At 47.1% G+C, this 15,025-nt stretch carries 9 protein-coding genes; 8 read left to right on the top strand and 1 reads right to left on the bottom strand.

The annotated features are described in order from the left end of the window. The first annotated feature begins 71 nt into the window (after positions 1 to 71). The 7 genes from AC3ITG_RS14160 to AC3ITG_RS14190 all read left to right on the top strand — a co-directional run bounded on the left by AC3ITG_RS14160 (position 72) and on the right by AC3ITG_RS14190 (position 13,070). Positions 72 to 1,580 carry a response regulator gene (locus AC3ITG_RS14160; protein ID WP_489254104.1) on the top strand — a complete coding sequence of 503 codons (1,509 nt, stop codon included), beginning with the start codon at positions 72 to 74 and terminating at the stop codon, positions 1,578 to 1,580. Then, the gene (locus AC3ITG_RS14165; protein WP_489254105.1) at positions 1,577 to 3,343 is read left to right on the top strand and encodes a sensor histidine kinase; all 1,767 of its coding nucleotides are present in this window, start codon (positions 1,577 to 1,579) and stop codon (positions 3,341 to 3,343) included. The genes AC3ITG_RS14160 and AC3ITG_RS14165 overlap by 4 nt, the downstream gene beginning before the upstream one ends. 214 nt (positions 3,344 to 3,557) lie before the next feature. Then, positions 3,558 to 4,520 (top strand): ABC transporter permease, encoded by a 963-nt coding sequence (locus AC3ITG_RS14170; RefSeq protein WP_489254106.1) that lies wholly within the window; start codon positions 3,558 to 3,560, stop codon positions 4,518 to 4,520. A gap of 26 nt (positions 4,521 to 4,546) precedes the next feature. Continuing rightward, entirely contained in the window at positions 4,547 to 5,461 is a 915-nt protein-coding gene (locus AC3ITG_RS14175) for a carbohydrate ABC transporter permease (protein WP_489254107.1), read from the top strand. A 91-nt stretch (positions 5,462 to 5,552) separates the two neighbouring features. Continuing rightward, complete coding sequence (locus AC3ITG_RS14180; protein WP_489254108.1) at positions 5,553 to 7,109, top strand: ABC transporter substrate-binding protein; 1,557 nt, start codon at positions 5,553 to 5,555, stop codon at positions 7,107 to 7,109. Between the two features lie 115 nt (positions 7,110 to 7,224). Beyond that, positions 7,225 to 8,640 (top strand): glycosyl hydrolase family 28 protein, encoded by a 1,416-nt coding sequence (locus AC3ITG_RS14185; protein WP_489254109.1) that lies wholly within the window; start codon positions 7,225 to 7,227, stop codon positions 8,638 to 8,640. Positions 8,641 to 8,762: 122 nt separating this feature from the next. Then, entirely contained in the window at positions 8,763 to 13,070 is a 4,308-nt protein-coding gene (locus AC3ITG_RS14190) for a discoidin domain-containing protein (protein WP_489254110.1), read from the top strand. A 222-nt stretch (positions 13,071 to 13,292) separates the two neighbouring features. Here the strand turns inward: AC3ITG_RS14190 and AC3ITG_RS14195 are convergent, their stop codons facing one another. Then, on the bottom strand, positions 13,293 to 13,826 hold the full coding sequence (locus tag AC3ITG_RS14195; RefSeq protein ID WP_489254111.1) for a DUF1572 family protein: 534 nt from the start codon (positions 13,824 to 13,826) through the stop codon (positions 13,293 to 13,295). A 172-nt stretch (positions 13,827 to 13,998) separates the two neighbouring features. On the opposite strand from AC3ITG_RS14195, the gene AC3ITG_RS14200 reads away from it, so the two are divergent. Next, on the top strand, positions 13,999 to 14,970 hold the full coding sequence (locus AC3ITG_RS14200; protein WP_413378262.1) for an MBL fold metallo-hydrolase: 972 nt from the start codon (positions 13,999 to 14,001) through the stop codon (positions 14,968 to 14,970). Positions 14,971 to 15,025: the final 55 nt, after the last annotated feature.

The raw sequence follows: 15,025 nt of genomic DNA on the forward strand, positions 1-15,025 counted from the left end.
TCGTGCTTATAAATGTAAGCGCTATCTTAACGAACACCTTAGCTGTACATTGTAAAAAGGGGGGCATCGCGATGAAAGTATTGATTGCCGATGACGACGATTATACAAGAGAAGGGCTAGTGGAGGCTATCGACTGGAAGAGCTTCGGTGTACATGAGGTGCTTCAGGTCGAGGATGGAGCCAAGGCTTTACGTATTGCAACCGCTCAAAGGCCTGAAATTGTCATTACGGATATACGCATGCCGAAGCTGAATGGGATCGAATTTGCCGAGCAGTTCGAGGCAGTCTGCCCGGATAGCAAGCTGTTATTCATGAGCGGGTACATGGATGTGGCTTATCTGAAGAGCGCGATTCAGCTCTCGGCCGTCGATTATGTGGAAAAGCCGATCAAGTTACCGGAGATGGAGAACGCCATCCAGAAAACAGTACATTATATCGCCGAGCGGAGGGCGCAGCATTTGCTGTTGGATCAGAAGATGGACCTGGAGCGTGTGAAGCTGGCTAATGCGCTGAGAACGAAGTCCCACCCCGCTGATGAACTTAGACGCAAAGCCCAGGAGATCGGTTATCCGGTACATGCGAGCTATGTATGCCTGATCGTATCCCAGTTCAACAAGGAAATGCTGGTCGATGCCGTCAACATCCAGAACTACTGGGAACAACATAATCTTGCTACAATCGGCGAGCAATTGGATTATGACCGTTTGCTGCTTGTCGTGGCACTGCCCCGACCGAATGAGGAGATGGTGAGGGTACTGGCAGAAACGCTATGCAGGGAATACAGCGAGCTTCGTATTGCAGCCGGGCTGGTAGTGGCCGGACTGGAGGAAGTATCCAGAAGTTTCCGCGAAGCGGCACTGGCCATGGAACGTGTTTTTTTCAAGCCAGATCTGTGTTACCTCAAATATGATCCGGTGAATTACTCACCACAAGGGCTCAGAAGCGACATATATCCTGAATTCTACCGGTTGCTGAAGCAGGAACCGGAAGGATTGATCAACTGGATGGAGACGTTCTGTAACAGAGTGCTGGAGGAAGGGGATTTGGCAAGAGAAAGAGTGCTGTCCATGTGTATCACGTTTGCCAATGCGCTGTTCAAAGAGAGAAATGGTGTACTGATCCACATGGGGAAGATGGTTCAGATTCAAGATGTGGAGAAGCAGTTGAACGAATGCTGTACAATGCTTGAGGTGAAGGATCACATGCTTGAGCTGTCTCATGCGTATCAGGAGGAGTTCACACGGATATCGCCATATTCGGGTTTGACTCGTAGTGTGATGAACTATATATCTGACCATTGCAGTGATGTAGACCTGGATGTGCGGGAGATTGCCGACTATGTGCACTTATCCACCGCCCATCTTGGTGTTCTCTTCAAGCAAGAGACAGGAACTACGATTAAACAGTATCTGAATGACTATCGGTTGGAGCTTGCCAAGAGGCTTATTCTTGAGGAGCACTTCAAAATGATCGATATTTCGAAAATGTCCGGTTATGCCAGTGCAGGATATTTTGCCAAGGTGTTTAAGGCTGCTACGGGCGTAACACCTGTGGAATATCGAAAGAAGTTTTCCCAATGAGGGTTCTGAAGTGGCTGGGCAATCTATCTCTGCAAAAAAAACTGGTCATTCTGCTGGCACTCGCAGGCATTATTCCATTGATGATTACTTTCTCGGCGACATACGGCGAACTTCGTAATTCTGTAATTACTGGACAGAACTATGCAGCCAACCAAAGTTTTGACCAAACTTTATCACTGCTGTCCAGCAAATTCTCCCATATTGAGGAAGTGTCGTCGATGATTACGATTGACGAGCAAATCAATGCGGTTTTCTCCAAGGACCCGGAGCGTATGCAGGTGTGGGAGCAGCTGTCCGCCTTTGAACGGATCACGGATTATACACGTATTCTTCAGACAAACTCTGAGATTAACGGTATCGTATATTATATTAATGATGACTTCGTCATAACGGGTCCACATGCAACGATGTATCGTCCATATGCTCAGGTGTCGTCATTGCCCTGGGTCAGGAAGATCGTTGCAGGGGGCGGCGAAGCGGTGTGGGTAATGATGAAAGATGAGAGCAGCACATCGTCCGTGAGTTATTTAGCGCTGGGAAGAGTGCTGTGGAATATTAATGACTATTCCAAGCCGGTAGGCATCGTAACGCTGCGTGTGGAGTTGCCTCAGCTTCAGCCCTATATCATGAACTTAACCATGGAGCAGCTGGTCTACTTGGATACGGATGAGGGAGAAGTAGTCATCAGCAATGGACATGCGGAGTTGGAACAACGAAATGGATACAGATCTCAGGTGAGCCGAAACCAGTTTGAAGAGGTCAGAGTGGGTGACTCCTCTTATATCGTCCGAGATTCGAGAGTTGGATCGAGCAATCTGTTCCTGCATTCCGTCATATCTCCGGATACGGCAGCTACAGCCGTGAATCAGGTGCGAAACAAGGTGCTCTTCGTATACTTGCTTGTCTGCCTGGCTCTACTGGTATGCATCATCCCGGTGACGAAATCCATTACGAGTCGCATATTCTTGCTTATGAACAGAATGAGTCAGGTTCGGCAAGGCAGATTAAACACGCTGGATATTCCCAATAGGGAGGACGAAGTAGGTCATCTGGTATCTAGCTACAATTATATGATTAACAGTGTCAGGGAACTGATGGACAGTCAGTACAGGCTTGGGCAAGATAAGAAAGGGGCAGAACTGCGGGCATTGCAGTCCCAGATTAATCCGCATTTTCTCTACAATACGCTTGATATGATCGTCTGGATGGCTCAGAAAGAAGAGAAGCAGAACGTCCAGCAGGTCGTGTACGCTCTCTCTGATTATTACAAGTTGATTCTGAACAAAGGGGAAGACTTCGTAACTCTGAGGGATGAACTGCGCTTATCTGAGATCTATGTAAGCATTCAGCAGAAGAGATTCAAAGGCAAAATCCAATTCGATGTACACGTAGACGAAGCGGTAATGGAATGTATGTTGCCCAAAATTACGCTCCAGCCTCTAGTTGAGAACGCGATTGTACACGGTATTCTGGAAAAGCCTGATAGCCGTGGCATCATTACAATTACGGGAGGCATAGAGGAGGGGCGAGTACGGATCGTGGTCACTGACGATGGCCCTGGCTTAGAGCAATCCCCCTCTCGGCTACACCGCAATCAAGGCAGCGGATACGGCGTACATAACATCCGCAAACGGCTGGAGTTTTATTATAATGAAACGGATGGAATACATTATGAATCAGTTCAGGGCAGAGGCACAAGTGTAATCATCAATGTTCCGATGGTTTTTCGGGATACACATGAATTGAAGCAAGCTAGTACATGATTTTGATGAAAAAAATGGCGGTAACATTGGGCGCCGTAAACGAAGCAGACAACGGCAGCCTTTTATGGAATAAGATGAGAGCATGGCGACAGGTATTTATACCTGTCGCTTTTGTTTTGCATTTTCATCGAAAAGTACCAGAAATCTTGTGAAATTCGAATAGTAGAGAGGTGTTGTGCCGGACTACAATAGGAAGCAAGGAAAGGGTGATACGATGGCAGAACCAAATATAGCAATGACAAAAGCGCTCAAACAGAAGAAAAGGCGCTTTGCAGACCTCAGGGAACACAAAACATATTATATTATGCTCATTCCCCTGGTCGTGTTTTTCACCTTATTCAACTACCTTCCCATGGCGGGTCTTTACAACGCGTTTACCGACTATGACTTTAGCAAGGGTCTGTTCAGTCCTTTTGTGGGGTTGAAAAATTTTGAGTTCCTGTTCAAAGGAGGCTGGGATTCGATTGTCTGGAAATTGACTCGCAATACGCTGCTCTATAATGTGGCCTTCATTGTACTCGGCAACATCTGTCAGATCGCCATGGCCGTTCTGCTTAGGGAACTGACATTCAAGAAATTCATGAAAACGTCGCAGACGCTGATGTTCATGCCTTACTTCGTCTCGATGGTCGTAGTTGGTTCCATTGTATACAATCTGTTCAACTACAAGTATGGTGTGTTTAACAACGTTTTTACGTCATTGGGTTTCGAGCGCTTTGACTTCTACCAGTCACCTGAGGTCTGGCCATTCATCATCGTCATTATCGAAATCTGGAAGGGGCTAGGGTACGGTACGGTCATTTATTTAGCATCTATTATGGGTATTGATGAAAGCGTATACGAAGCAGCTTATGTCGATGGCGCCAGCAAGTGGCAACGGATTCGGTTCATTACACTGCCGCTTTTGAAGCCGACGGTTATCATCCTGGTTTTGTTTGCTATCGGAGGAATTATGAGGGGACAGTTCGATCTGTTCTGGAACATAATCGGCAACAACGGACTGCTGCTGAATGCAACCGACATTATCGATACGTATGTGTACCGTTCATTAACCGTGAATTTCAGTCTCGGACTGGGAACGGCGGCAGGGCTATATCAATCGATGTTCGGATTGGTACTTGTTGTGACGGTAAACGCAATTGTGCGTAAAGTGGATCGTGAAAATTCATTATTTTAATCGTCAACCGAATGGGAGGAAGCCTGATGGCACAACTTGCTGCAACATCTGACAAGAACAAGTTAAAAGTGGATGCAAGCTCGAAAATATTCGATGTTATGGCTGTGGTCATTGTTGGCTTGGTAGCACTAATCTGCGTCGCTCCATTTATCCTGATGCTGTCAGGATCACTGAGTGATGAATCCAAAATTGTAGTTAATGGCTACTCACTACTGCCACAGGATTTCACATTGGATGCATACAAGATTGTTTTTACCACCCTGGGAGGGGAAATTGGCAGGGCGTATCTGGTTACCATTTATGTTACGGTGCTGGGTACGTTGCTCGGATTATTGACAACGTCCATGAGCGGATTCATTTTATCCCGTCCGGACTTTAAGCACCGGGAGAAAGTTGCTTTCTTTATCTACTTTACCACGCTGTTCAGCGGCGGACTGATTCCCACCTACCTGGTGGTCGCCAATGTGCTGCATCTCAATCATACGTTGTGGGCGATTATCCTTCCGGGTATGCTCTCTCCATTTAATGTGTTCCTGTTCCGCAACTATGTCAAAAGCATCCCCAATTCCTTAATGGAGTCCGCACGAATCGACGGGGCAGGCGATTTCAGAATCTATTGGCAGATTGTTCTTCCACTCTCGAAGCCTGTTAGCGCAACAATCGGACTGTTTCTTGGACTGGGTTACTGGAATAACTGGTTTGGTTATAGTCTGTACCTGATTTCGGATCAGGAGAAATGGGGATTGCAGTATCTGCTTTATCGTATGTTATCCCGTGTAACGGATGCCGTCAGAGACGCTCAGATTGTCGTGGATCAGCTGCCAAGTGAGACGATGAAGCTGGCAACGACCATGCTGGTAACGGGCCCCATTATCCTATTGTATCCGTACATGCAGCGTCATTTTGTCAGCGGTCTGATTGTTGGAGGCGTGAAGGGATAAATGATAATGGGTTTACACGATCAGGATAGGGTGAAAGGCTGTCACTGGTCGCTTCACATACAAAAATATCATCATAATGGAGGGGATTGTTTTGAAAGCGCTACATATTAGAAAATCACTTCTGTCTTGTCTCATGGTATTCACGGTTATCCTTTCCGCATGTTCGAATGGGGGTTCGGACAAAGGTACTACCGAAGGTTCAAGCACAACGACATCCGATGGCAAGACGATTGTGCAATTGAAGGGTATCACGATGGGGAATGCTCCCGCCAGTGGCATGGACAACTTTTACAAGCAACTGGATGAGCTAACGATTAAGGATCTGGGGGCAACGATTCGTTTTGACTTTGTGCCTTGGGGAGATGAAAAGAATCAGATCAGCAGAGCTATCGCCGCGAAGGAATACGACGTTTATGTTGGCGGCGCCTGGTCCGACTTTGCATCGTTCGCCACCAAGAATGCATTTGCGAATCTGACCCCACTGCTGGGAGATGTGCCTGATCTGGTGGAGCATTATAAAGGCACACTGGATACCGTAAAGATTAACGGTAGTCTCTACGGCATTCCACAATACAATAAGCCCGGAGGCGGCGGAGAAGGCCTGTTGTTCCGTGAAGATCTGCGCAAAGCGTGGGGATTACCGGAAATTACAGATCTGGATACCGTAGAACAATATCTTTACAAGGCCAAAGAAGCTTATCCAGACACGCCGATGATTAATGATAAGCGGTTCGCGGATAACGTCTGGACTCTGGTTGCGGGCTCCAAGTATCTGGATCTGGTAAAAGGGTACGTTGTTGCCACCGTGGATGAGCCATACAAGGCGATCGGCATGTACGACACACCTGAGTATAAGCAGGTTCTGGAGCGGTCCAAAAAGTGGTATGAAGATGGCATTGTGAGCCACGATATTTTGGCTGCTCAGGGCAATGCGACAAGTGAGACGCTGGAATTGATGAAAGCCGACAAAAAGCCGCTTGAATTTAACAACCACTTTGGCGCTGTCAGCAGCAGTTATGTTGGTGCACTGAAAGAGCTGCATCCTGATTTTGAGTATGGTTGGTTTGATTATTATTTCAACAATATTCCGGCCTACATGCCGTTCATGGCACCGGATAATATCACCATGATCTCGATTGGTGCTCACTCCAAACACGTCGAAACGGTTCTAAAGCTTATCGAAAAAGCTCATACCGATCGGACGTATTACAATCTGTTGCAGTACGGAGTTGAAGGAGAGAATTACAAGCTGGATGGCGAATTCGTTAGCTATGAAGGCATCAAATCGGAGAACAAAAAGCCAGGCTGGACGGGGCTATATGATGGATATATGAACCTGCAGGAGAAATATCCAGACGAATGGCAATCCATTAACGATAAATTGCAGAATGAAGGTGCCAAGAAAGCGGAAGAGAATGGTCAAAGTCCACTGGCCGGATTCGGACTTGCCACATCTAATGTGGCTGCAGAGCTTGCAAGCATGGAGACGGTTAAATCGCAGTATATCGTTCCTCTGTCAGTGGGCATTACCAAGGATATCGATGCCGATCTTGCCAATGTGAAGAAACAGCTGGAGGGCGCTGGATTCGACAAGTTTATGGCTGAATTACAGGTTCAACTGGATGCTTTTGCGGCAAACAAAAAGTAATAGACTCAGATTGGTAGAATTGTGGAGACATTTGAACGAATTAATTATATAAGTATCGATTAGCCTGTAGACCCCACGATACTCCGGGGTCTACACCTATATTATAGCTGGAGGAATGCTTGTGCAGCCCATCATCTGTTATCCCCTGATTCAGAAAATTCCCCAATCCCAAGATTACATTATTCGTATTCGTGAGGCTGGCAGTGACGGACCGTGGTCTGATGTAAATGTATACGGAGTAAAGGTTGATATGCACCATGTGCGGCAGGCGAGCATGGCTTATTTTGATATGGGTGTTCCTATTGAATTGGAAATTGAATGCAGATACACGGAGGTTGAGACCGTTGATATTCGACCCTTATCTTATAAAATCCAATCACAGATACGGGGCAATGTAATCTCATTTGAACTGAAAGAACCTCTTAAGTTGTCCATCGAGGTAAATGGCGAACGGTTTCGCAATCTGCATCTATTCGGAAACGGGCTGGAGACGGATGCTCCAAGCATGCACGATCCACGTGTTCACGTCATACAGCCTGGCATCCATCGTACGGAATGGCTGGAGACAGCGGCTGAAGTACTCTATTTTGCACCAGGCATGCATTACATTGAAGAGACCATCCTACGCGTTCCATCGGGCAAGACGGTCTATATTGATGGCGGTGCTGCTGTCGCCGGTTCATTCGTCTGTGATCGGGTTCAGAACGTTACAATCCGGGGGCGAGGCATGGTCTATCTGGCCGACTTTCATCGTTTCTCTGCATTCCGCGGAGTTCGGTTGATCCATGCGAGCCGGATTGCCATTGAAGGCATTATGATCATCGACGTGCCGCACTACAGTGTGTACATCGGTAGCTCACAGTACGTGTCCATCAAGGGTATTAAGTCATTCAGTACACGGGGCTGGTCGGATGGTATTGATATCATGTCCAGCTCGGATATTGAGATCGAACATGTTTTCATGCGCAACTCGGATGATTGCATCGCGATCTATGGCAGCCGATGGGGTTACCGTGGTGACTCGCGTCGTATCCGGGTTAGACATGCTGTGCTGTGGGCTGATGTTGCACATCCACTTATGATTGGCACGCACGGGGACCACGAGGCAAACGGGGATGTGATTGAGGATATCCGGTACGAAGATATCGACATATTGGAACATCACGAGCCACAACCCAACTATTGGGGAGCCATGGCCATTAACGCGGGTGATCATAATACCGTGCGGAACGTTGTTTATTCTCGAATCAGAGTGGAAACCTTTGAGCAAGGTCAGCTGTTCGATCTGCGTGTGATTAGGAACAAGGATTACAATCCTGCTCCTGGTCGGCGGATTAAACACATTGTATTTGAGGATATCGAGTACGCAGGAGGGACGTTATATCCTTCCCGGATCTATGGTTATGACGAAGAGCGCAGTATCGAAGGAGTGACGTTTAATAATCTGACGATTGCAGGTCAACGTGTGCACAGCCCGGATCATCCAGCGATTGAAATGAACGAGTATGTACGTGGCATCTCATTCCACTAGGGGTGTTCAATAGGAAAATACGACGAGTAAACAGGAAAGGGGGGGATGTGTAATTTCAAGGTCTGGCACAAGCGGGCTTCAAGGGAAGAACATCGAATTCCATGAAAATGAGGAGGTTTGATATGGGAATGAATAGCGGATTTCATGAGGGAAAAAGATGGAGACGGGTGATTGCTTTACTTGCTGCAATCAGTCTGTTGGTAACACTTTTACCGGTCGGTACCCATTCCATCGCAGCTGCTGCGGATTCAAACGATGTTACTGTGTCAGGATATGAAGTTCAGATCAATGAAACGATTACAGGTGGCTTCACCCATCCCGGAGTTGGACTAACCAAGGAAGTCCTTGAGAACATGAGAGAGCAGGTGCTGTTGCAGCAGGAACCATGGTACTCCTACTATGTGGCGATGACTAGCTCGGCAGCTGCTTCCAAGACAGTGACATCCAGCAATGCGAGTCAAACGGACCCAACAAAACCGGCAAGCGATGCCTTCAACAGCCAAGGTTTCAACTCCCGTTTTATAAGCGATGGATTGAAAGCGTATACAAAAGCGTTAATGTATTATATTTCAGGAGATGAGACGTATAGATCCAATGCGATGCGTATCATTCGGATCTGGTCGCAGATGGACCCTAGCAAATATGTTTACTTTAATGATGCACACATTCATACCGGGATTCCGCTGAATCGCATGGTTACGGCAGCTGAGATTCTAAGATATACAAGTTATCAGACTGAAGAACTGGGATGGACAGCGCAGGATACAACGAATTTTACAACCAACCTGATTAATCCGGTTATCGAGACCTTCCAGCATGACAACAATCGCTTCATGAATCAGCATAACTATCCTTTGCTTGGTGCGATGGCAGGGTATATTTTTACCAACAATCAGAGCAGATATGACGAAGCAGTTGAGTGGTTCACCGTCAATAGCACTGCGCAAGACCAAGGCTTTAATGGGTCGATCAAGCAGCTGTTCCGTCTGATGAATACCAATGATCTGACTGGAGAGCCACTGGTTGAGCCGGTGATTCAGCATGTGGAGATGGGTAGGGATCAGGCGCATGGTGGTGGAGATCTCACTAACGCTGCCATCCTATCACGTATGCTGCTTGCTCAGGGAACAAAGGTCGATCCCGTGGATGGTACCGTTTCAACAGCGGCAAATGCGGTCGGACCGTATGAGTTCCTGGATGATCGCATATTGGCGGCCGCAGACTTCTTCTGGCAATTCATGCTTGGTTATGATACGCCTTGGACACCAGTGGCCTATGCCATTTCGCCAGATGGAACGATTCGGGATACGTATAATCATATATCCAATGCCTACAAAGGTAGAATGAATACGGCAAATTTCTGGGATATGTATTATTACTACACATATGTCAGAGGCATTAATATTGCAGAAAAGGCTCCTCATTATTATGAAGCATTTACGAAGCGGTTACCTTCCAACTTTTATTATGGTGGTACCTTGAACAAAAACTGGGACAACGTGGACGGAGGCGGAGACTTCTGGCTGTATATGCCAGAGGAGGCAGCGTCTGAAGGTGCAGAATATCTGCCTCGTGAACAGACAAGTGGCTCACTGATCGACATTGAAGATCGTTATACGAAGCTTGGCGGCAACACAACCACCATAAAGGAAGGAGATACGTCGTTTGTGCGGTTTCAGGCGACGCAAGTGGGAAGCCGGATAGCATTCCTTAACGGTTCCAGCAGTGAGAAAATCATTGGTTTCCGCATTCGTACCACTGGGCCTGCCCGCTTGGAGCTTACTCCGGGAATCAATGATACATTGACTTTGCCGGATACGCATGGACAGTGGCGATATGTAACATACACGCTGGACAGCTTCCAGAGCCTGAACGATATTCTGTATATGAAGGTCACAGGTTCGGATACGACAGTAGATATGGACCACATTCATGTCAAAGCAAGTGAACAGCTGACACCGCCAGTATTCAAAACAGGAAATTCTGATCTCTCCATATTCGCCTATCCTGGCTCGCCGATTCGTGTTGATTTTGAAGCAACGGATGCTGGGGGATTGGATGTGGTGACCTATTCCAGCCCGAATCTGCCTCAAGGAGCAGCATTGAATGAAGCCACGGGTGAGATGCTCTGGCAGCCGGGAGTGTCAAAGACTGGAACTCATTCCTTCCATGTCGCCGCTTCAGACGGTACAACAATCACGACAAGAGATGTAAAGATAGTAGTCTCTGCGAATCGGGCTTCCGCTGTGGAGCAGGCCATAGCTACTTATGATGAGGATCGAATCTATGTAGCAGCGACACTCAACTCATTTCATGCAGTGTATGAGGATATCCTGGACCAGCTTGACACAGCTTCAGATGAAGTATTCTATGGGCATCTGCAGGAGCTAGCCCAAGCAGCGGAAGCGATGAAGCTGGTCACTCCGTTGCTGGAACAGGGCGGCGGTATTGATTACCACAACATCGTTGCGTCATCGACCTTTGGGACAGATATTGCCAATATGGTAGACGGGGACAATCAGACGGGGGTTTCGTATGCACGTGCGCCAAACCTATACCATATGATTGATTTTGGGCCAGATTTCAAAGTATCGGCTACGTCCTTTGGATTCCAAAGTAATATTTTTGCCGATCGTCTCGCGAAGTCAGCCGTTTTTGGCTCCAATGATGGGGAGAACTGGGTACGATTGACCCCGGGGTTAACGGCATTTACACAGAGCTTTCAGACCCTGGATGTTGCTGCCGAATACCAGGACGATTCGTTCCGGTTCATCAAGGTTCAGCTGCTTCATCCACAGCCGGATGTATTGTATGGCATCGTCAGGAATTTGTTCGAAATGACCGAGTTCCGGATCTATGGTGAACGTCATGAGACAGGCAATAAGCTGGAGTGCGTCTCCATCTTTTCGGATCAAAGTGTAAGTGGCAAGATTGCAACTGGGGACACTGTACAGTTGAAGATTCAGGCCAAGGAAGCAATCCAGAATGTAACGGCGACCATTCAGGGAATTGCAGCAACCGTTACGACTCAGGATCAGATCCATTGGACGGCGGTGGCTGCTATGGGAGATGATGTACCTACAGGTACGGTCAAGTTTACGGTGGATTACGAACAGAGTGACGGAACAGCAGGGGAGCGGACAGTGCTAACCACTGACGATTCGAAGCTATTCCTTGTAGATGGCGGCAGATATATTGATGTATCCATGATGGCGAAAGTAAAGGCTTCAGATAAACAATGGCCGGGTAACGGGTTATCCCAGGATGAGGTGGGTTATCTGCTATTCGATGGTGACACATCCACCTATGGGGATCTGAATACATCATCTGGTTCCTTCTACACGGTGGACTTCGGTGAAGGTCTGTCTGTGAAGCTGGATGAAATTGTGCTGATGCCAAGAGCTTCCAACAGCTCAAGAATGAATGGGCTTATCATTCAGGGTTCCAACGATAATTCAAACTGGACGGATCTAACACAGCCTCTAAAAGGTTCACAAGAAGGAACGTGGTCCGATATTCGACAGGATCAGCTTCTGAATGATGGATATTATCGATATTTGAAACTGTACAACAACTCGGCATGGAGTGGTAACGTTGCTGAAGTTGAGTTTTATGGTGATATAGACTACGATGCGGAGGTTGTGGCTTCAAAAGTGGTTGCGCCTGAAGGCTACACCCAGGGAAGCTACTACCTGTATATGCAGGAGGTTAACCGCATCAAAGCTTCATTAACCGAACCGGATGCAAACAAGATGGCATTGCTTAAAGAGTTAATTGCAGCCAAGACCCTGCTAATCTCTGTCGCTGACTTATTTCCTCCTATTCATGTAGACACTGCGATGGTGCTTGCATCCTCCATTTCCTGGGATGGAAAGGTTGATGCGATGACGAACGGATATCGCGCATTTGACGGGGATCCTGCCACATCGCCAGACACCAAAACAGCAGCAGGCTGGATCCGAGTCGACCTGGGAGCAGACCACACCAAGGTAGTTGGCAGTATCAGGTTTATTCCACGCACCGGCAATGCCGCCCGTATGAATGGAGCCCTGATACAGGGCTCCAATGATGGCGTGAACTTTGATACGCTTTATACCATAAGTGGTGTAAGCGAGATCAAGTGGCATAAGCAGAATTTGAGCAGCAGCAATGCTTATCGTTATTTGCGCTATTATACGCCAAACGGCTTCGCCAATATCGGTGAGCTGGAGTTCTATGAGAAGAATGTGGATAGAACGCTCCTTACACTGCTGATGGAACGGGCAAATGCAGTGAATGAGGAGGATTACACCGGAGAGAGCTATGCGCAGTTACATGCTGCTGTCACGACTGCAGCTGCGGTTGATACGGATCTGGAAGCAAACCAGAACGATGTTGATTCCGCTTCGAATAGTTTGAAAATGGCGTTGGGTAGTCTGGTTTCCATTTGAAGTAGTAGAATGAACAGAAGCTAGATGCAGGATGTACAGATGGAACTTTATATAAGGAAGTAGACTTTGTACTAAATAATATGATAAATAGAAAAAGATAGTATCCTTGAAGAGAAGGGCACTATCTTTTTCTTATTCTACGTTTGTAGGGAGCTGTTATAACCCCTTACGTCATACAGCCCTTTATAGAAAACCCCTTTTGTTTTGGGTTACTCGAATAAATTAGTGATATAGTCCTGTGAGACGTTCGTCACTAGGCTGTAAAATCTTAGACAGCAGTACGATCTGGCCTGTATGGTAGCCATAATGCGTAGCAACCTTTATCAACAGAGAACGTACGATTTTATGCTCATGCGCATCTTTAGCTTCATCCTCACTGCGGTTCATACGATTCCAATCTGTCAGCTCATAGGGAATGGTCACTTCCCTGAACAAATCCTCCTCTTCCAGACTCGATAATATCGCGGTTGATTCTGTTCGCACATGGCGGAGCTTGGCTAACAATTCCTCCCGGCTCAGACCGCCATTGGTGTTGAATTCAGCGGAGCGTTCCCGGATTAAAGGCTGGTTCCCTATACCTGTCACCAGGTTCTGATATTCATTGCCCGCCAAATGCAGACAATAATTCCCCACACTGTTCATGCCAGGCTGGAGTCTCTTCCAAATCTGTTCCTCGTTCAACCTGCTCAAGCTGGTTTCAATGCGTTCTAGCTGCTTGTTCATGTCCTCAACAACGTCCTGAATAAGTTTAATCATGATAACTTGTCCTCCATTCATTAGGATTGATTGAAGTTCAAATGCAGATAACCGAAGGCGAATTGATTATAAACGAACAATGATTTAATATAAAGGCTAATATTGCTCCTGTTTTACTCAAGATTGAATTATTGCTTGAATTATTGATTATAGAGAACAGAAGGTATGAATAATGACAAAATACGAAAATCAGATTCCTACATCCGCAGGTATGAGCTTCAGCTCCCTTGTGAGCATGTTGAAAGATTCCATGCGGAGAAGTATAGAGCGGAGACCTGCGGGCAATATTCCCATGGAGAAATATGAACCAGCGGAATCGTTAAATGTATCCGATAATCCGCAGGTGACATGGTTCGGTCATTCGGCCTTTTTGCTTGAGATCGAAGGACACAGATTGCTCTTTGATCCAATGTTGGGCAACCGTCCATCTCCTGTATCCTGGGCGGGTACGAAACGATACAGTACTAACCTGCCGATTCAACCCGAGGATTTTCCAGCCTTGGATGCGATCATTATATCGCATGACCATTATGATCATCTGGACTATTCCTCCATCCGCAGATTAAAGAATAAAACAAAGCGGTTTATCGTCCCACTTGGCGTGCGCAGGCGACTGATTCAACTGGGTGTGCCCTCGGAACAGATTACCGAACATAACTGGTGGGATGAGCTTTCTTTCAAAGGTTTGACATTAGCCTGCACGCCAGCGCGGCATTTCTCGGGCAGAGGGTTGTTGGACCGTAATTCTACACTATGGTGTTCGTGGGTCATTGCTGGACAAGAAACGAAGGTTTTCTTTAGTGGGGACAGCGGATACGGTCCTCATTTCAAGGAAATCGGCAGTAAGTACGGACCCTTTGACCTGACCTTGATGGAATGCGGACAATATGATGAGCGCTGGTCCAACATTCATATGATGCCAGAAGAAACAGTACAGGCACACTTGGATGTAAGGGGAGGGCTGCTCATTCCGATTCATTGGGCCGCTTTTACGTTGGCCTATCATGCCTGGAACGAGCCGGTTGAACGGATCACCAAGGCTGCACATGCCCTGAATGTCACTATTGCAACGCCCAAAATCGGTGAGAAGGTTGTGCTGCATACGGGAGCTTACCCGAGCCAACCGTGGTGGAGATCAAACTGAGGTAATTTGAAATAAACATAAAAGCGTCCAGCTCATTAGATGAGAGGACGCTTTT

It is taken from the genome of Paenibacillus sp. GL_099_B (assembly GCF_057835695.1).

What these genes read in the sequence shown, in the direction of transcription:
- AC3ITG_RS14160 (WP_489254104.1), top strand. Translation starts at nt 72, where the DNA reads ATGAAAGTATTGATTGCCGATGACGACGATTATACAAGAGAAGGGCTA.
- AC3ITG_RS14165 (WP_489254105.1), top strand. Translation starts at nt 1,577, where the DNA reads ATGAGGGTTCTGAAGTGGCTGGGCAATCTATCTCTGCAAAAAAAACTG.
- AC3ITG_RS14170 (WP_489254106.1), top strand. Translation starts at nt 3,558, where the DNA reads ATGGCAGAACCAAATATAGCAATGACAAAAGCGCTCAAACAGAAGAAA.
- AC3ITG_RS14175 (WP_489254107.1), top strand. Translation starts at nt 4,547, where the DNA reads ATGGCACAACTTGCTGCAACATCTGACAAGAACAAGTTAAAAGTGGAT.
- AC3ITG_RS14185 (WP_489254109.1), top strand. Translation starts at nt 7,225, where the DNA reads ATGCTTGTGCAGCCCATCATCTGTTATCCCCTGATTCAGAAAATTCCC.
- AC3ITG_RS14190 (WP_489254110.1), top strand. Translation starts at nt 8,763, where the DNA reads ATGGGAATGAATAGCGGATTTCATGAGGGAAAAAGATGGAGACGGGTG.
- AC3ITG_RS14195 (WP_489254111.1), bottom strand. Translation starts at nt 13,826, where the DNA reads ATGATTAAACTTATTCAGGACGTTGTTGAGGACATGAACAAGCAGCTA.
- AC3ITG_RS14200 (WP_413378262.1), top strand. Translation starts at nt 13,999, where the DNA reads ATGACAAAATACGAAAATCAGATTCCTACATCCGCAGGTATGAGCTTC.